13 protein-coding genes and 1 tRNA gene are annotated in these 19,874 nt (G+C 34.1%); 8 read left to right on the top strand and 6 right to left on the bottom strand.

Features of this window, described 5'->3' with window-relative positions; all coding sequences use genetic code 11:
* Nucleotides 1-13: 13 nt before the first annotated feature.
* Nucleotides 14-3,289: a DUF2723 domain-containing protein gene (locus Q0845_RS02330; RefSeq protein ID WP_298508510.1), complete on the bottom strand. Its 3,276-nt coding sequence runs from the start codon at nt 3,287-3,289 to the stop codon at nt 14-16.
* A 278-nt stretch (nt 3,290-3,567) separates the two neighbouring features.
* Here Q0845_RS02330 and Q0845_RS02335 point away from each other — a divergent pair.
* Nucleotides 3,568-3,640 (top strand) — tRNA-Gln (locus Q0845_RS02335).
* Nucleotides 3,641-3,945: 305 nt separating this feature from the next.
* On the opposite strand, the gene Q0845_RS02340 is transcribed toward Q0845_RS02335, so the two are convergent.
* Nucleotides 3,946-4,848, bottom strand: a complete 903-nt coding sequence (locus Q0845_RS02340; RefSeq protein ID WP_298508513.1) for an SLATT domain-containing protein — start codon at nt 4,846-4,848, stop codon at nt 3,946-3,948.
* Between the two features lie 511 nt (nt 4,849-5,359).
* Here Q0845_RS02340 and Q0845_RS02345 point away from each other — a divergent pair.
* Genes Q0845_RS02345 through Q0845_RS02355 form a run of 3 tightly spaced genes read left to right on the top strand, consistent with a single transcriptional unit; the run spans nt 5,360 to nt 9,779 of the window.
* Entirely contained in the window at nt 5,360-7,018 is a 1,659-nt protein-coding gene (locus Q0845_RS02345; RefSeq protein WP_298508516.1) for a peptidase domain-containing ABC transporter, read from the top strand.
* Nucleotides 7,019-7,023: 5 nt separating this feature from the next.
* Nucleotides 7,024-8,376, top strand: coding sequence for an HlyD family secretion protein (locus Q0845_RS02350; RefSeq protein ID WP_298508518.1), 1,353 nt, complete (start codon nt 7,024-7,026; stop codon nt 8,374-8,376).
* Between the two features lie 2 nt (nt 8,377-8,378).
* A complete protein-coding gene (locus Q0845_RS02355) occupies nt 8,379-9,779 on the top strand; it encodes a TolC family protein (protein WP_298508522.1) in 1,401 nt (466 codons plus the stop codon).
* Nucleotides 9,780-9,891: 112 nt separating this feature from the next.
* Here the strand turns inward: Q0845_RS02355 and Q0845_RS02360 are convergent, their stop codons facing one another.
* Nucleotides 9,892-10,092, bottom strand: coding sequence for a hypothetical protein (locus Q0845_RS02360; protein WP_298508525.1), 201 nt, complete (start codon nt 10,090-10,092; stop codon nt 9,892-9,894).
* Between the two features lie 125 nt (nt 10,093-10,217).
* A complete protein-coding gene (locus Q0845_RS02365; RefSeq protein ID WP_298508528.1) occupies nt 10,218-11,906 on the bottom strand; it encodes a helix-turn-helix domain-containing protein in 1,689 nt (562 codons plus the stop codon).
* Nucleotides 11,907-12,273: 367 nt separating this feature from the next.
* Between Q0845_RS02365 and Q0845_RS02370 the strand changes: the two genes are divergently transcribed.
* The gene (locus tag Q0845_RS02370; protein ID WP_298508530.1) at nt 12,274-13,653 is read left to right on the top strand and encodes a hypothetical protein; all 1,380 of its coding nucleotides are present in this window, start codon (nt 12,274-12,276) and stop codon (nt 13,651-13,653) included.
* Nucleotides 13,654-13,740: 87 nt separating this feature from the next.
* Here Q0845_RS02370 and Q0845_RS02375 read toward each other — a convergent pair whose 3' ends face one another.
* Entirely contained in the window at nt 13,741-14,565 is an 825-nt protein-coding gene (locus Q0845_RS02375; protein WP_298508532.1) for a universal stress protein, read from the bottom strand.
* Between the two features lie 153 nt (nt 14,566-14,718).
* On the opposite strand from Q0845_RS02375, the gene rimP reads away from it, so the two are divergent.
* From rimP to infB, 3 genes are read left to right on the top strand one after another with little or no spacing between them, the layout of a single operon-like run.
* Entirely contained in the window at nt 14,719-15,183 is a 465-nt protein-coding gene (rimP, locus tag Q0845_RS02380; RefSeq protein ID WP_298508535.1) for a ribosome assembly cofactor RimP, read from the top strand.
* A 13-nt stretch (nt 15,184-15,196) separates the two neighbouring features.
* The gene (gene nusA, locus Q0845_RS02385) at nt 15,197-16,429 is read left to right on the top strand and encodes a transcription termination factor NusA (RefSeq protein ID WP_298508537.1); all 1,233 of its coding nucleotides are present in this window, start codon (nt 15,197-15,199) and stop codon (nt 16,427-16,429) included.
* A gap of 45 nt (nt 16,430-16,474) precedes the next feature.
* Nucleotides 16,475-19,348 carry a translation initiation factor IF-2 gene (gene infB, locus Q0845_RS02390; RefSeq protein ID WP_298508539.1) on the top strand — a complete coding sequence of 958 codons (2,874 nt, stop codon included), beginning with the start codon at nt 16,475-16,477 and terminating at the stop codon, nt 19,346-19,348.
* A 72-nt stretch (nt 19,349-19,420) separates the two neighbouring features.
* On the opposite strand, the gene Q0845_RS02395 is transcribed toward infB, so the two are convergent.
* Entirely contained in the window at nt 19,421-19,825 is a 405-nt protein-coding gene (locus tag Q0845_RS02395) for an SPOR domain-containing protein (RefSeq protein WP_298508541.1), read from the bottom strand.
* Between the last annotated feature and the right edge of the window lie 49 nt (nt 19,826-19,874).

Raw genomic sequence — 19,874 nt, forward strand, 5'->3', positions numbered from 1 at the left:
GCCTAGATTTGCATTACTCTTCTAAGCTTTGAAGAAGTGGACCAAATGCTTTAATATACCCATTAAATACTTCCATTTCTTGCTCTAATAATTTGTCTTGATCGTTGATATCTAAGAGTTCCATCAAGCTTTTATACTTTTCTAAATTAAGATAAATTTCTTCAAAGTCAGTGTATTTTTGACTCTCAGGAACTTCTTTATAATAATCTAAATATTCAAGATATTTCTCTTTGATCTCATTATAATGTTTGATCGCTTTTTCAGTTTTTCCTATTTTGAAATACCCATCAATAAACGGTTCGTTCAATCCGTAATAATCAAAATGCTTCACAGGCATTTTTTCAAAAGCTAAATCAATAATATCTTCCGCTTTATCATTTTTACCTTCTTTGATCAATTGTTCTATTAATTTCGATAAATTCAATCGGTATGAAATACTTTGACGACGTGTTTGCGGATCGTGATAAATGTCATCACTACCAGAATTACCCCAATCCCATTTCATTACGTTTTTATACATTAACTCAGAATTTACCTGTCCCATATCGAGTTCGTTCGGGAATTCTGTTTTAATCGGAATTAACTTGTATACCAATCCATCTAACTGCAAGTAATCTTTCATCCAAATATATTCGGCCTTATCAAAACTTCCTCCGGTAAAGTAAATTGGACGTTTCCAATCGTTTTGATTCAAGATGTCAAGCATCATTAAATTGTTCTTGTAAATCGCTGATTTCGGCAATTCGATGTCTATATAATCTACAATCTTATCGTAGTCTTTCGGATCAACGTATTTCTTAGCGTTTTCTTTGTTCACTGGAACACGTACTTTATTTACAGGATAATAAATAACATTACGTTGACTGTCTGGAAGATCAATATCTCGTCTTTGATATACTTCATCAACTAAATGTCCGTACTTTGTTTCTCTTTTATCACTTAACACCCATTTCATAAAACGATCCAATTCCCAAACCGTACTATCTGCATATTTTGGATTTGGTTCATAACGTACATAATTACGAGTTCCATGTTTGTATTTATCATGTGTCATTTCTGAAGGAACCGCTTCACTTTTGTATGCTTTTCGCTTCATTTGATCAATATACCAATCGGTTCCTAAAAGACTTGTATTGATCGTTCGTACATCCGTTCTGTATCCTTCAATATCTTGTGCGTACCAAAGTGCAAACGTATCATTATCTCCAATTGTAAAAATCATGGCGCCAACATCTTCTTGAATCGAATTCAAATATGCTTTTGCCGTAGATTGTGCCGTATAACGATTAGATCTGTCGTGATCATCCCAGTTTTGACTTGCCATTAGTAACGGAACTGCTAACAAAGCAACTACCGTAATGGAGCCTGCAACTGCGGTTCTGTTGGCAACGTATGATTTTACGGTGTCAAACAAGGCATACACACCATAGCCAATCCACATGGCAAACACATAGAATGAACCTACTAATGCATAATCACGTTCACGAGGTTCAAAAGGTCGCTCGTTTAAGTATATTTTTAAGGCTAATCCTGTAAACATAAAGAATACGAATAATACCCAAAACTGTTTTTGTCCTTTAGATAATAAAAATACAAAACCAAAAATTCCAAAAAGTAAAGGCAAGAAGTAGTATGTGTTTCGTGCTTTATTATTCAATACATCCGATGGAAGGTTGTCTTGCGATCTTCCTAAGTGCAATTCGTCAATAAGTTTAATTCCACTAATCCAATTCCCATGATTGTCAAGTTTTCCTTGAATATCATCTTGTCTTCCCACAAAATTCCACATGAAATAACGCCAATACATATAACTCATTTGGTAGTTAATCATATAATCAAGGTTTTGCCAAAGCGAAGGAGGTTTAATGTCTATAAACTCTCTAATTGATTTTATGTAGTTGATAAATTGCTCGGCAGGAACTTCTCCATTTTGTACTTGCTTCTTGAAATCGTTAATCACTTCAACAGCTCTTGGATCAATTCGGTATTCTGGTTTAATTTCAAAATCGAGCAATCCACTATATTCCATGTAATTTTCTGCATGTTCGGAACTCCACATTCTTGGTAAAAATCCTCTGTGATTGCTATCAGAATTTTGTCTTGCACCTTTCCATTGGTTTACAATTACATACTTCCCTAAATTATAATCACGTTCGTATTTTGGTTTGTCGTCAACATACGGCTGATCAGCATCCAATCCACCATAAATGTCTGTATACATTGGTCCGTATAACAAGTGTGTTTCTGGATATTGCTCTAAATTATAGTAGGCTAAAAGTGAACGCGCATCCGAAGGATTATTTTCATTAATTACTGTATTTGCGTTTGCACGAATAGGAATCATCAACCAAGTAGAGAATCCAATTAGGATGAATACTGTACATAAAATAATAGTATTAATAATAGGTAAGTTCTTCTTTCGCGTATAATTTAAACCATAATAAAAAGCACCAATTATTAACAATGCAGCTATAATAGAACCTGTATTGAACGGGAAACCAAAAGTGTTTACAAAGAATACTTCTAAGTATCCAAACAAGCGTAAAACATTTGGCAATAACAATTTAAAGATAAAAAGTAATACTCCAACAGAAACTACATTGGCAATGATGAAGTTTTTAACGGTTACGACTTTAAAGTTTTTAAAGAAATAAATCATTCCAATCGCTGGAATCGTCAATAATCCCATAAAGTGTACTCCAAAAGAAAGTCCAACTACAAGCGAAATTAAAACCAACCATTTGTTACCGCGTGGTGTGTGCATTTCGTCTGCCCAGCGTAGTGCTAGCCAAAACATCACAGACATGATACAAATTGCCATGGCATATACTTCCGCTTCTACGGCGCTGAACCAAAAACTATCAGAAAATGTAAAAGCTAACGATCCAACCAATCCACTTCCTAAAACGGCAATTTTCTTGCCCATCGTAAATTCTGGAGTTTCGCTACTTCCTTGTATCTTTTTTAAGGCCATTTTACGCACTAAGTTGGTGATAGACCAAAACATGAATAAAATGGTAAAGGCACTTGAAAACACAGATAAGTAATTCACCATTTTAGCAACTTCTTCTTGTGCAGTTGCAAAAGTGGCAAAAATAGCGCCCATCATTTGGTAAAATGGAGCTCCTGGCGGATGTCCTATTTGAAGTTTAGCAGAAGTTGCTATATATTCAGCACAGTCCCAATAACTTGCTGTAGGTTCTACAGTTAAGCTAAAAGTGACAAGTGCTATCAAAAAAACGATCCATCCTAAGATGATGTTCCATTTACTAAAGTTCAGAGAAGCCATGAAATTTCTTTTAATAAGACTAACGGCGAATTTAAGAATTTATAATGTACAAAGAGTATTTTTTTGGAAAACGTTAAGAAAACTACAAGAGGAAATAAATATTTAACGTTTATGGAGTTATTTTACGCTAAAAAAATGCCTTTAAGTGCTTGCAGAAAAACAATTTTTATTTGGTGAAAGATTGAAAATGAACAAATTTCAAAACTAGATTCGTTTTTTTGTAAAAAATATTTGCACTTTTCAAACTTTGTCTTAAATTTGCAACCGCATTACGCTAATGGCCTATGGTGTAACTGGCAACACGTCTGGTTTTGGTCCAGAAGAGTCTAGGTTCGAGCCCTAGTAGGCCAACGAAAGTCCCTTTCAATATGATTGGGACTTTTTTGTTTTTGATATTTTTTGAAATTACAGAGTTAAGGCGAGAAGTTTATGTCGAGCCTGTTGAGATAAGCCCTAGTAGGCCAACGAAAGTCCCTTTCAGTATGATTGGGACTTTTTTGTTTTTGATATTTTTTGAAATTACAGAGTTAAGGCGAGAAGTTTATGTCGAGCTTGTTGAGATAAGCCCTAGTAGGTCAACGAAAGTCCCTTTCGATAAGATTGGTTTTAGTGGAAGGTGTTTTAAAATTATTTATGTAGTTGCATTTTAATGATTATTATGGTTTGTCAGTAGTATGTTTTGGTAATGTAACTGACTGTAAAGAAATCTTTCCGTTCGTTATTTTTATAAAAACTTTCTTATGAATATGCTTATTTTTGGATATGCCACTTACAATTAAAATGTAGGTTCCAAGTGCTAATTTAGGAAAGATGGCATCTTGACTTCCATATTGTAATAATTGCTTTTCGGTTATAGGCTTCATTTCGTCTGAGAGTAATTCAACTTCAACCGAATCAAAATCTAAAGGATTTTTTATTTCAACTTTTAAAAAGCCAAACTCGTTTTTTGCTTTTTCTTTTTCTGCTTCGATTTCTTTTCTGTCTTTTTGAATTTGACTTTCATATGTAGTAATATCTTCTTCAAATTGAGATTTTAAGGACGTAATTTTTTCATTTAAAACATTCAATCCTTTAAGGTATGTATCTGCCCATGATTTTGTTTCTTCTTGAACAATTTTGGATACTTCTTTATTAAAATTGATGAGTAAAACGAAGAAGCTTTCTGTGTCTTGCTTTGAAATATTATCAAAATCGATCTGTATACTAAGACGTTGCCACTCTTTAAGTAAGAGTTGTTTTAGTTTTTTTAATTCAATTTCGGTTTTAATAAATCGTATCCAAGAGTTGGTGTTTCCAATTACTCTATCATATAATTGAAATCCTCCGGCAATACCAAGAGATGCATATCCCCAATAAATGAAACTATCATGTTCAAAAAAATCTATAGGTATATTGTCAAATAATGGTGTTAAAATACCGATAACCGTTAAAATAATAGATGACTTTGATAGTAGTAATGACCAACGCTTATGTTTTTTAGCCTTTTTTTTATAATATGCTATGTGTTCGTCACATTCATGAACACTTTTTTCCTTTAAATCAAATAATTCCTTTTTCATAATATTTAGACTTGTCAAAATTATGCGTAATGAAATAGGTAGACTATTGTCACTACAATGCAATTACGATTTTTTTTAATGTTTTACCTTACGGTTTACCGTAGATTATAGAAGTCATGATTAGGTATTCCGCTAGCTAAATGAATTAGTTCTTCTCTAGTATGTTCTTTAAATTTTCTATATTCTCCCAACTTTTAACACTTTTTCAATCTAAAATTATTCAAAAAATTGACTATTGCTGTTTGGTTAAATTCATGTGAAAAAACTTCAAAAACCCTGCTTATCAGACAATTAGTGCTCAAAGAATTGTTAAAATTTCTATATTTTCTTAACATATAAATAATTGTATATCAATGTTATAAGTTATATTAATGTTAATATTAATACTATTGTATGCAATGTTAATAGTAATACTATTATATTTGCGCTTGTAAATATTAAAAGTGAAGTTTTTTGGATCTCATTTTATACTTACAAACCTCATAAATGAACGCTTTTTAATGAATAAAATATGGCAAATACACAATTAACACCTTGGCAACGTTTTGTTGGCTTGCTTCAACTAGAGAAGAAAGATATCTTTCAGATTCTATATTATGCCATTTTTGCAGGAATTGTAACGCTGTCATTACCGCTAGGAATTCAATCTATTATTAACCTTATTCAAGGAGCGCAAGTATCAACTTCCTGGGTTGTGCTTGTAATATTGGTAACTTTAGGAGTTGTTTTCTCTGGAGCCTTGCAGTTAATGCAATTGCGAATTATTGAAACCATTCAACAACGTATTTTTATGCGTGCTTCTTTTGAATTAAGCTATCGTTTTCCAAAAATCAGAATGGATGAGTTGCGTAATTATTATCCGCCAGAGTTGGCAAACCGATTCTTTGATACATTAACGATTCAAAAAGGACTTTCTAAAATATTAATTGATGTGCCATCAGCATTGTTGCAAATTTTGTTTGCGCTGATTTTACTATCATTCTATCATCCGTTTTTTATCATTTTCGGAGTTTTATTAGTGGCGTTGATCTTTGTAGTGTTCAAATACACAGCGCGAAGAGGTTTGCAAACAAGTTTAGACGAATCGAAACATAAATACAAAGTTGCACACTGGATTCAGGAAGTTGCTAGAACCATGGTAAGTTTCAAACTTTCAGGGAACACAAGTCTCGCACTGAAAAAAAATGATGTCTTGGTAGAAGCATATCTAAAAGCAAGAGAAAGTCATTTTCGTGTATTGGTGCTGCAGTACATACAAATGATATCCTTTAAAGTGTTGGTAACAGCTTCCTTACTACTAATTGGTGGAGCATTGGTACTGAATCAGGAAATGAATATTGGGCAATTTGTAGCAGCAGAAATCATTATTCTTTTAGTCATTGGATCTGTAGAAAAACTGATTGTTGGTTTGGAATCTTTCTATGATGTACTAACGTCTATTGAAAAACTAGGACAAGTAGTAGATAAAGGATTAGAACAGCAAGAAGGTGAAATGCCAAACTTTGAAAAAGACATGACGATTGAACTTGATAAAGTAGTGTATGAAGTTGCAGAAAAAGAAAAGCCGATACTAAAAGATATTTCATTAAAAATAACGCCAAGTAGCAGAATCCTTATTCAAGGAGAAAGTGGTTCTGGAAAGTCAAGTTTATTACGAACCATTGCAGGAGTTATTGCGCCAAGCGGCGGAAGTATTTATGTAAATTCTTTTTCGATGGAAAGTTTACACTTAAATCATTACCGATCGCATTTAGGATTGTCCTTGTCGGAAGAAACACCTTTTGAAGGAACCATCAGAGAAAATCTAGCTTTTGGAAATGAAGAAGTGTCTGATGAGCGCATTTTTTGGGCACTTGACAAAGTTGGTTTGACACAATTCATAAAGGAACAACCACAAGGATTAAAAACCATTTTAAATCCGGAAGGAAAGCAAATATCATACAATATTTCCAAAAAAATAGTACTGGCAAGAGCTATTATCAAAAAGCCAAAAGTACTGATTTTAGAAGATCCGTTAGATCAATTTAACGTAGATGAAAGTAATGATATTATCGACTTTATAACGGACGAATCCAATCCGTGGGCATTGATTGTAGTAAGCAGCAATAAACGTTGGAGAACAAATTGTGGAGAGTTAATTACATTAGAAAAAGGAGAAATTAAAAAATAACAGACATGCTAAATATTTCAAATAATCAGCTAAATAAAAAGGTGAAACTTACACATTTCGCATCTGGAAAGCTTGTCTTTAATAAAAAATATTACAGGCAACTAAACCGATTCTTATTTGTGTTTGCAGTCATTGTAATTATCACATTGTTTCTTCCTTGGACACAAAATATATCGGGACAAGGACAAGTAACAACCTTGCGACCAGATCAGCGTCCGCAAACAATTCAGTCGCAAATTCCAGGGCGTATTGAACAATGGTATGTTCGTGAAGGTGATTCGGTTCGTAAAGGAGATACGATCTTGAAAATATCTGAAGTTAAAAGTGAATACTTTGATGATAAGTTGGTAGAAAGAACCAACGATCAAATCAAAGCAAAGTCTTCTTCGGTGGTTGCATATAAAGGAAAAATCAATGCTTTAGAGCGTCAAGTAAGTGCTTTAAATCGCGAAAGAGACTTAAAATTACAGCAAACAGAAAATAAACTCTTGCAAGCGAAACTGAAAATCAAAGGAGATAGTATCGATGTGGAAGCAGCACGAATCAACGAAAAAATTGCTAAAACACGTTACGATCGTGCAGTAACTCTAGAAAAAGAAGGTTTGGCAGCGGTAAAAGATGTGGAGGAAAAACGATTGAAACTGCAAGAAACGCAAGCGAAGTTGATTTCTATTGAAAATAAATACTTGGCGAATAAAAATGATATCATCAATGCGCAAATAGAATTATCGCGTACCAGAGCAACGTATGCAGATAAAATTTCAAAAGCGCAAAGTTCTATGTTTACAGCGCAATCGAGTCAATACGATACGGAAGCGCAAGTGACGAAGTTAGAGAATCAGTATACGAATTATAAAGTACGAAGTGGATTGCTTTACATTTTGGCGCCACAAGATGGTTTTATCAACAAAGCACTCAAAGGCGGAATTGGGGAAACATTCAAAGAAGGAGAAGAATTGGTCGGTATTATGCCGTCAAATTATGAGTTGGCTGTGGAAAGTTTTGTGCGTCCAATTGATTTACCGCTCATTCACATAGGAGAAAAAGTACGTGTGCAGTTTGATGGTTGGCCAGCAATTGTATTCAGCGGATGGCCTAATGTTTCATACGGAACGTACGGTGCAAAAGTAGTCGCTATTGAAAACTTTATCAGTGAAAACGGTAAATACAGAATATTGCTTGCGCCAGATGAGGACGATCATCAATGGCCAACAGCAATTCGTGTAGGTTCGGGAGCAAAAACAATTGCATTGCTAGACGATGTGCCAATTTGGTTCGAATTATGGCGACAGTTAAACAGTTTTCCTCCAAATTATTATCAGCCGGAAGGCAAAAGCAAAACCGCTAAGAAGAAATAACTATGAGATATATTTTTCTGTTACTTGTATTTCTTTTCAGTAGAAATGTCATGGCGCAAGTGGACAATCCGTTAGATTCTATCATGTCTTTAGATGAATATTTGGGTTATGTAAAAACCTATCATCCAATTGTAAAACAAGCAAATTTGATCATTAACGAAAGTGAAGCAAAATTGCTAAAAGCGCGTGGTGCGTTTGATCCGAAATTGGAAGTCGATTACGATCGTAAAAAATTCAAAAACACAGAATATTACGACAAACTCAATGCTACGTTTAAAATTCCAACTTGGTATGGTGTTGAATTCAAAGCAAATTTTGAGGAAAACACAGGCGAATTTCTAAATCCAGAATTCAATGTGCCAACAGATGGTTTGTACAGCGCAGGAGTTTCTGTTTCTCTGGCAAAAGGATTGTTGATGAATGAGCGAATGGCAATGCTAAAACAAGCAAAACTATTTACACAACAAGCACAAGCCGATCAGCAGTTATTGGTCAATGAAATTTTATATGAAGCTTCTATAACGTATTTCAAATGGTTAAAATCGTTCCGAAATCGTGAAGTATACCAATCGTTTCTGTCCAATGCGCAATTGCGTTTCAACGGAATCAAGAAAAGTTACCGCGAAGGAGAAAAAGCAGCTATTGATACGCTAGAAGCACGTTTAACGCTCAACACGCGAAAACTCGATTTAGAAAAAGCACGCATCAAGTATATAAAGTTGTCGTTGGAATTGTCTAACTTTTTATGGTTGAATAATGATACGCCGGTAGAATTGCGTCCATCAATTCGTCCAGATATTGACACGTTCAATCGTATTGACGAAGTTTTAAATGTTACAGGTTTTGATCGTGCGGATTTTGATGTAGAAGCACATCCAAAAATTCAATCGTTGAACTTAAAATATGAAAGTCTATTGCTCAATAAACGTTTAAAGCAAAATAATTTATTGCCAAAAATAGACTTGCAATATAACTTTTTGACGCAAACGCCCGATGAAACGGGAACGTTCAATACGCAGAATTACAAAGCTGGATTAAACATCAGTTTTCCATTATTCTTACGAAAAGAACGTGGAGACTTGCGTTTGGCAAAATTAAAACTGCAAGATGTAGAATTTGAACGCACAACAACACGTGTAAATTTGAAAAACAAAATTGATGCGGTAACACAAGAAATAGAATCCTATCAAATTCAAAATCAACTTACGCAAGAATTGGTAGATGATTATGAAGTCATGTTAAAAGCGGAAGAGCGTAAATTCTTTTTGGGAGAAAGCTCATTGTTCTTAGTCAATTCGCGCGAAGCAAAATTGATTGAAAACACAATAAAAGCGATTGACTTAGAAAATAAATACTTTACCACCAAAGCTAATTTATTCAACATTATGGCGAATATGTTATAATGATATAAATAAAAAAATTGCAAATAAAATCCCAGTCGCACAACTGGGATTTTTTACTTTCATAATAATCGGATTGTATACACCTTTTCTTTTTTAGTTAAAAGATTTTATATCAATCGTTTTGGCATAAGTCAGTAGGAACTTGATTGCACTTAGTTTTTGGTTTTGTCTTTGTGCCACAACCAGCCGCAGAGGGAAATTCAAAACTTCCTCCAGTTGGATCTGTTCCTCCAGTAATTTCATCTAGTTTAACTAATGTTGCAATACTAATTTTTTGTAACTCTAATTGCTTTTTTTCGTTTGTTTTACGCATGGTCAAAAATTTTATGATTTAGCATAAAAGTATTACAAGTTTTAGGGGTTTTATGTATAATTTTTAGTGTCCTTTGTACAATTTATAAATTGCATGTGTTTTTATAATGTATAATTATAAGGCTTTTATGCTTTTTCAAGTTGTCGTATAAAGTCAGAAGGTTTAATTCCTGTTTTTCGTTTAAACGCTCTTGCAAATGATTGCGAATTATTAAAACCAACTTCTAGTGCAATTGCTTTAATAGTATACAAATGAAAATGCTTGTCAGACTGAATTTTTTCAATAGCATAATCAACGCGTAAATCATTTAAATACTCTGCAAACTTTTTGTTTTTGTAGGTATTGATAACTTTAGATAAGTATGCGGAATTTGTTTTAAATTGTTTTGATAAACTAGGGAGTGTTATGTCTGATTTAATATAAGTATGTTCTGTTTCAAAATTATTTAAAGATGAAAGTAAGTGATCAATGATATCATCTGCCAAACCTATTTTTTGGACTTCTTCATTGGCAATCTCTATAGGTTTTTTCTTTGTCTTTTGTGTTTTTTCATGATTCTTTACAAATTCCTGAAAACGCTTTTTAATTTGTCTTTGTTTGATGTAAAAAGCAGCTAATGCAAGCATGAAAACGATAAAAACGATCCAAAAAATAATCATAAATGTGGTGTATTTTTTGTCTTTCCGATTCAGTGCTTCATTCAATTCTTTTTGTTTCTCCAGTAAATCTCTACGATCAAATGTTTTTATAATTTTATTACTCAACGATCTGTAATCTTCATTATGAGCATCATAGGCAAGCAGTGCTTTTTCAATATATGTAACTTCATTCACTTGATCATTGATTGTTTTGTAATAACTAGACAACGCTTTATAGCTCTCCATTAAATTCATTGAAAAATTATAAGGATGCATGGTAAAAACAGAATCTACTTTTCTGTAATACCTAATGGCTTTTTCCTTTTCTTGTAAGGAATCGTAGGCTTTTGCAGTATAAAACAATCCATTCATAATAACTCGTTTTGGGATGTCTTCTCCCAAAGAATCAATGACGCTATTTATAAGTGCAATTGTTTTTCGATATTTTCTTTGATGGAAATTAATAATACCTTCATTCAATATAAAAGGTTTAATATATTGTTTATCTAATTTTTGTGCTAAATGATGCCCCGCAATATTGTATTTTACAGCAGAATCTAACACACGAGTTTCTATATAAATATCTGCAAGCGAAAAGTGAGAATGTAAAAAATCAAATTCGTCTCTATTAGGATCATTCAATTCATAATCATAACATTCTTTAAAAATATTCAATGCTTCGTCATATAGTTCTAAATGCCTTTTTAAAATTCCTATATTATGTTTATTAACATATACTAACTCTACATTATTATTGGCTTCTGCATATTCAATAGCTTTCAAATGATTTTCTAAAGCATCTTTATAATTGCCTTTTTCTGAAAAAATGGCGCCTTTATATGTAAACAAAATAGCTGGATAACGCGCATTTTTTAAATCCTTACTCGTCTCAATAGCTTTATCGTAAAAAATGAAACTCTTCTTATAATTATGATTGTGTGCAAATCCTAACAGTTCATATCCTTTGGTCATTTCCAACCGATTATTATTCTTGGTAGCTTTTGCTACGTATGATTTGGCATACACAAATCGACGTATTGAATCTTTTCGGTCAGAATTAAACGCAGCTCTCAATTCTTTATATGATTTAGATTGAAGCGAATCGGGAATTACAAATTCAAAACCTTCCTGCGCAAAAGAAACAGCGCAGAATAAAAGAAGTGTTGAGGGAAGCAATGTATTTTTCAACAAAAGAGAAAAGCACTTGCACGTAAAATTAATTATCATTCAGGTAGTTGTCGTAATATTATGTGAATCGGCTCTGCTTAAATATAGTAGTTTTTTACTTAAAAAGTCGATTTAAACTCACATAAATCGTAGAAATAAATAGATGTATGAATTTATAAATTGATAGTTGCAATTCATAAAAAGCAAAATACAACACTTTTCTAGCTGCAAATTCAATCTTACTTTTATCCTGTTGCAACGCTTCATCTGCACTGTATAATATATAAAAGTGCATGTTGAAAATTAAGGAGTTATTCGGAAAATCCTAAGTTCTACACAGAACAAAAGAGTACGAAAAACCAAAAATTCAATTATTATGAAAATAAAGCATATAAAAATAGTATTCTTATCACTATTAATTATAGGTCTTCATTCTTGTTCTAAAGATGAAGCTTTCGATGGGGAAAACGATCCAATAGCATTAGATCAAATAGATGTCAGTAAACAATCCATAGAAGATCAGGCGTTATTTGAATATGCACGATTAATGTCTGTTGCAATTCAAAAACATGCAAATATGAATAATTTGCTACAAGAAGAAGCAATACGATTACAAAGACGTGGATATTACGAGCAAGAATTTTTTGTAGGAATGCAGGGGAAGTCCGAAATGAAAGGTTTTGCAGGGAAATCATTAAATCAAATCATAGCGAATGTTGACGAAGCTAAATCCAATGTTAATATAAAAGAGTTTTTAAATGTAAATCCAGGAATGTCAGTATTATTGGCTGGAGACAGACGTACAGAAGAATTCTCTAATCGTGTATATGTAGATAATGGCTTTGACGACGGTAATCCAAATGAAGTTGTGCATTACTATGAAAATGGAGTAATGCATAGTGAATTATTATCTGTAGAGCGATATAAAAAGTCGTTTGTAGTGCGTATCAGTGAAGTATATATGGGAGTTGCATCGGGTTCACTTGACAAATCAGATAAAGCTAGTACTGTATTATTTACTTATGACGATGGAAGATCGGTTGTCGTAAATGCAGGATCTATAGAAACGGTAAATTCCAAGCTTTTAGAAAATGAAGATCCATTTTTAGATGGAATTGATGATGATGATGATGTAATTTTTCCAGGTGACGGAGGTTACCCAGGTGGAGGTTCTACAGGAGGCGGTTCTACAGGAGGTGGAACAGGAAATCCACCATGTGCAGAAGATTGTGAGCGTGACTGTGAAGATGGAACAGAAAATTTATGGCGTTTTAGAACAACAAACGATTATGATGGATTCTTAGCCGGAAAAGGTGAGTGGTTCTTCGTAATTATATGGGCAGATGGAGCTAATTACACTATTGAAAATGGTGCGGTGGTAACATCAGGGTCGGCATTAAGTTACCTACGCACAGGTCAAATAACAAAAGTAACTGGTGACGATACTTGGTTTTATCCAAATTTTAGCTCCATCATTTGGGATCCTCATGTAAGCGCTACAAATCCAAAGCCAGATGGAAATCGTATGAAAGTAGCATGTTTTGAATCTGATGGAGGACGTACAAAAAGCTTTGAAACAAAGTTGAGCTTTAAAGTATTTGATCTTATTGATGTAGAATTACCAATTAATTTTACCATTAACAGAGGTGATGACTTTATCGGAGAATATATAGTGGAATATTGCCATGATATAGGTTCTGGAGGATTTATTTATCATCCAGCAGCAGCGGTTGATGTACAACACAATGAAAGATAAAACAAAAAGGGTTTTTTAGGGTAAAAGCTGTTCGATGCGTAGTTTACAATTCGAACAGCTTTCTTTTTATTTCAATAATTCGGTTTTTTAAATCTTAAATGTAATCACAGGACGCAACGAATGATTTACCAAATCTTCGCTAATACTTCCGTTAAAAAAATGCGCCAATCCTTGTCTTCCATGTGTGCTCATTCCAATTAAATCTGCATTAATAGCACGCGAAAAATTCAAAATTCCTGTTTCAATCTTATTATCATTATAAATATGCAATTCATGATCGCCAAGTTCTTCAAACTCTTCAATAAAGGCATCCATCTTCTTCTGAGCAGCTTCTGTAGTAACAAAACGGTTTGGAGTATTTACAAACAGTAAATGCAGTTTCGCATGAAAACTATTTGCAAAATCAATGGCTTGTTCAAATACCAATTTCTGATCTTCTGAAAAATCGGAAGCAAACACAAAATTAGCAACTGTAAAATCTTCAATTTGATTCTTAATCACCAAAACAGGCGCATCTGCTGTACGTACCACTTTTTCAGTATTTGAGCCAATAAACATTTCCTTCAAGCCAGAAGCGCCACTTGAGCCCATAACTACAAGGTCAATTTCGTGCTGACGAATTGCTTGTGTAATTCCATCAAATGCTTTGTGCGTTTCCACGGTAATTTCGACATTAATATCTTTCATAAAATCTTGCGCCATTGTTTTTTCAAAACGTTCGTGGGCAATTTTCATAAATAACAATTGTTCTGGGACGTTTAAGTTGGTGTCGCCAGATAAAAAATGCGAAGGCATTTCTAACATATGCATCAAATAAATAGTGGCATCGTTCTGTTTTGCCAAAGAAGCGGCAACTTTCAATGCGTATTCAGCTTGGTCTGAAAAATCGGTTGGAAGTAGAATTTTTTTCATTCAGAATAGATTTTTGGATGTTCACTAAAGTTACAAATAAAAACCTTTGGATGAATAGTTTTTAAGATTAGAAAAAATGTGTATATTTGCACCGTTATAAGAAGTTAAGACTAAAAATGAGGGGGCGTGAAGTCCCCTCTTTTCATACTAAAAATGTTTAAACAGAAAGTTACAAATTTATTACAAGAAGTACTAGAAGAAGAATCTTCGCTGTTCCTTATTTCTAAGGAAATCAAAGCAGGAAATAAGATTGTGATTGTGATTGACGGTGATAATGGCGTTACCTTGAGTGACTGTATGAAAGTAAGTCGACACATCGAACATAATCTTGATAGAGAGGAAGAAGATTTCTCTCTAGAAGTATATTCTTCTGGAATTTCAGAAGGAATTACACACATTCGTCAATACAAGAAAAATGTGGGTAGAAAATTAGAAGTCATCGTGGAAGACAGTTCAAAAATAGAAGGTACACTAATTGCTGTTGATGATGAAAAAATTAAACTACAATGGAAAGCGCGTGAGCCAAAACCCATTGGAAAAGGTAAAGTGACGGTTCAAAAAGAACAAGAAATACCTTATGAAAATATTGTAAAAGCTAAAGTTATGGTAACATTTTAATTAAAGACATGTCATGGAGAATCTAGCATTGATAGAGTCGTTTTCAGAGTTTAAGGACGACAAGCTAATAGATCGTGTAACGCTAATGGCGATATTAGAAGATGTTTTTAGAAATGCATTAAAAAAGAAATTTGGATCAGATGATAATTTTGACATCATTATAAATCCCGACAAAGGAGATTTAGAAATTTGGAGAAATAGAATTGTTGTAGCAGATGGAGAAGTAGAAGATTCTAATCAAGAAATAGAGTTGACAGCGGCAAGAGAAATTGAGCCTGACTTTGAAGTTGGAGAAGATGTATCTGAAGAAGTAAAATTAATTGACCTAGGGAGAAGAGCCATCTTAGCACTACGTCAAAACTTAATTTCAAAAATACACGAACACGACAATACAACGATCTATAAACAATTTAAAGATCTAGTAGGAGATATATATACTGCAGAAGTACATCACATTAGACACAGAGCAGTAATTTTATTGGATGATGAAGGAAATGAAATCGTGTTGCCAAAAGAAAACCAAATTCCATCTGACTTTTTCCGTAAAGGAGAAAATGTAAGAGGAATTATTGATAGAGTAGACTTAAAAGGAAATAAGCCTATGATTGTCATGTCGAGAACAGCACCGGAATTCTTGGAAAAATTATTTGAACAAGAAATTCCTGAAGTTTTTGACGGGTTAATTACAGTGAAAAAAGTAGTAAGAATTCCAGGTGAAAAAGCAAAAGTAGCTGTAGATTCTTATGATGATAGAATTGATCCAGTAGGAGCATGTGTGGGAATGAAAGGTTCTCGTATCCATGGGATCGTAAGAGAATTAGGGAACGAAAATATAGATGTAATTAATTACACAACTAACTTACAACTATACATAACGCGTGCCTTAAGTCCGGCGAGAGTGAGTTCGTTAAAAATTAGCGAAGACACAAAGCGTGTAGAAGTGTTCTTAAAACCAGAAGAAGTTTCAAAGGCAATTGGAAAAGGTGGATTCAATATCCGATTAGCAGGACAACTTACAGGATATGAAATTGATGTATATCGTGAAGGTGTCGAAGAAGATGTTGAATTAACAGAATTCTCTGATGAAATTGAAGCTTGGGTAATTGAAGAATTTAAGAAAATTGGTTTAGATACCGCTAAAAGTGTATTAGACCAAGAAATGGACTTCCTCGTTAAACAAACAGATTTAGAGGAAGAAACTGTTGGCGAAGTCATTAGAATTCTAAAAGAAGAATTCGAAGATTAAAAAGCAGTTTTTTATTTAAAAAGAGGGTAAAATTTAAAATAGCTTATGGCTGAACAAAACAAAATAAGGCTTAGTAAAGTACTACGCGAATTAAATATTTCGATCGATAGAGCTGTCGACTTCTTATCACAGAAAGGGTTTTCTGTGGAAAAAAGACCTACGACTAAAATATCGCACGAAGTATACAATGTGCTACTTGATGGTTTCCAGACCGACAAGAGTAAAAAAGTAGCTTCCAAAGAGCTGGGAGAAGAGAAAAGGAAGGAGAAAGAAGCATTGCGAGAACAACTTGTAAAAGAGCAAGAAGAAGCGCAACGTTTACGTGAAGAGCGCGAAAAAGTAGTGCGTGCCAAAGCAAACTTATCTGGACCGAAAACGATTGGAAAAATAGATCTAAACCCTCAAAAAGATACATCGTCTACGGAAAAGAAAGAAGAAGCGGAAGAAGCACCAAAAGTAGTTGCTGAGCAAAAAGTTCAAGAGCAGACAAAGCCAAAGCCAAAGCCAGTTCAAAAAGCACCAGAGAAACCAAAGCCTTCTCAAAATGAGAGAAAGCCTCAGCGTCCTGAAACAATTTCAAACAGGCCGAAATTCTCGAAGCCTAAGCCAGTTCAAAAAGTTGAGCATAAGCCAAAACCTAAAGCTGTGGAGAAATCTGCAGCGAAAGAAAATAAGCCTGCGCCACCAGCAACGCCTGTAGAGCCAGAAAAGAAAGTAATTGAGACAAAATACCAAAAACTTTCTGGTCCTAAAATGACAGGTCAAAAGATTGACTTGACGCAGTTCAATAAAACGAAAAAGAAAAAAGAAGATTCTAAAAAAGAATCTGAAGCAGATAAAAGAAAGAAACGTAAACGTATTTCTAAATCTGGACCTGGAGGAAACAACAATAACAACAACCGTCAAGGAGGAAATAACCGATTTGGAGGAAACAAAGGTGGAGGAAACCGCGGAGGCGGAGGAAACCGAAGAGGTGGAGGAAACCGTAAACCGCCTGTGGTAAAAGTTGAGCCAACAGAAGAAGAAGTACAAAAACAAGTACGTGAAACGCTTGAAAAGCTGCAAGGGAAAAGTAACAAGTCCAAAGGAGCTAAATATCGTAGAGATAAGCGTGACATACGTAGACAAAAAACTGAAGAAAATTTAGAGCAACAAGCAGCGGAAAGCAAAGTATTAAAAGCAACAGAATTTGTAACTGTTGGTGAACTTGCTACGATGATGGATGTTGGTATCAATGATATTATCTCTAAATGTATGATGCTTGGAATCATGGTAACCATGAACCAACGTCTAGATGCAGATACCTTATCAATAGTTGCAGAAGAATTCGGATTTACGGTAGACTTCGTAGCAGCTGATATTGAAGAAGCAATTCAGGAAGAAGAAGATTCACCAGAAGATTTATTGCCAAGAGCGCCGATTGTAACCGTAATGGGACACGTAGATCATGGTAAAACATCGTTGCTAGATTATATCCGTAAGGAAAATGTAATCGCCGGAGAATCTGGAGGAATTACACAGCATATTGGAGCATATGGAGTAAGATTAGAAAGTGGTCAACGAATTACATTCTTAGATACACCAGGTCACGAGGCCTTTACAGCAATGCGTGCACGTGGTGCGCAAGTAACGGATATTGCAATTATTGTGATTGCTGCCGATGATGATGTAATGCCGCAAACAAAAGAAGCAATCAGTCATGCGCAAGCAGCTGGAGTTCCTATTGTATTTGCAATCAACAAAATTGATAGACCTACAGCAAACCCAGATAAAATTAAAGAGAAACTAGCAGCAATGAACTTGTTGGTAGAAGATTGGGGAGGAAAAATCCAATCGCACGATATCTCTGCAAAAATGGGGCAAGGTATTGATGAATTATTAGAAAAAGTATTGCTTGAAGCTGAATTACTTGAGTTGCAAGCAAACCCAGATAAAAACGCAGTAGGAACGGTTGTAGAAGCATTCTTAGACAAAGGTCGTGGATATGTATCAACCATTCTAGTTCAAAACGGTACATTAAAAATTGGAGATTATCTATTGGCTGGAAAGCATAGTGGAAAAATCAAAGCAATGTACGATGAGCGTGGTAAAAAAGTAAAAACTGCCAATCCTTCAACGCCAGTTTCTATTCTTGGTTTAGATGGTGCGCCACAAGCAGGTGATAAGTTCAATGTCTTTGAAGATGAAAAAGATGCGAAACAAATTGCAGCTAAACGTACACAATTACTCAGAGAGCAATCGGTAAGAACGCAGCGTAGAACTACCTTAGGAGATATTGGTAGAAGAATCAAAATAGGTGACTTTAAAGAGCTTAATATTATCCTTAAAGGTGATGTGGATGGTTCTGTTGAAGCCTTAACGGATTCGTTCCAAAAGCTATCTACGGAAGAAATCGAAGTGAAAATCATTCACAAAGCTGTAGGTGCAATTACGGAAAGTGATGTATTGTTAGCAAGTGCTTCTGATGCAATTATTATCGGATTTAATGTGCGACCTGCAGGAAATGCAAGAATGGTTGCAGATAAAGAAGAAATCGATATCCGTACATACTCAATCATCTATGATGCTATCAATGATGTGAAAGATGCAATGGAAGGTCTATTGTCTCCAGAGATGAAAGAAGAAATCACTGGTAATGCTGAAATTAGAGAAACATTCAAAATCTCTAAAATTGGTACCATTGCTGGATGTATGGTGACGGATGGTAAAATCTTTAGAAACTCTAACATTCGATTAATCCGTGATGGAGTTGTTATCTTTACAGGAGAATTGGCTTCTTTAAAACGTTTCAAAGACGATGTAAAAGAAGTGAGCAAAGGGTACGATTGTGGATTGCAAGTTAAAAACTATAATGACATCAAAGAAGGTGATATTGTAGAAGCATTCCAAGAAGTAGCAGTAAAGAAAAAGTTGAAATAAATACTGTTCAATATATACGAAAAAAGGATCGCAATTGCGATCCTTTTTTTATGTCTTAAAATCTGTAAAAGCTTAGTTTTTCTTTTTCTTCTTTTTTGGAGTGAATACAAATGCATTTGGGAAGGTTTCTTTAACTTCTACCAAATAACGTTCGGCTTCCAAGCTGTTTCTAAAATTTCCTACCCAAACCTTATAATTTGGTGTTTCAAATTTAATATTTACAGGAATATCTGAATGTTTATTTTTGAATTTTGATTTAACTTTTTCTGCATTTCGAAGATTTCCATTGAAGATTTGAATCTTCAAACGATTGTCATTATCCGTTTCTTGGTTGATTTCTTTTTGATATGTAAGTAATTTATCTATTTTCGGGTCTTTTGAAATGGTAATTTCCCCTTGTTGTGCAAATGCAAATCCAGCACAAAAAAATGCCGAAACAGTTAAAATGGTGCGTCTTTTTAAAGCTAAAAATCTCATAATGAATACAATTTTATACAAATGTAAAATAACCTAACGAACTAACATG

The sequence above is a fragment of the uncultured Kordia sp. genome (assembly GCF_947489565.1).
Taxonomy (GTDB): domain Bacteria; phylum Bacteroidota; class Bacteroidia; order Flavobacteriales; family Flavobacteriaceae; genus Kordia.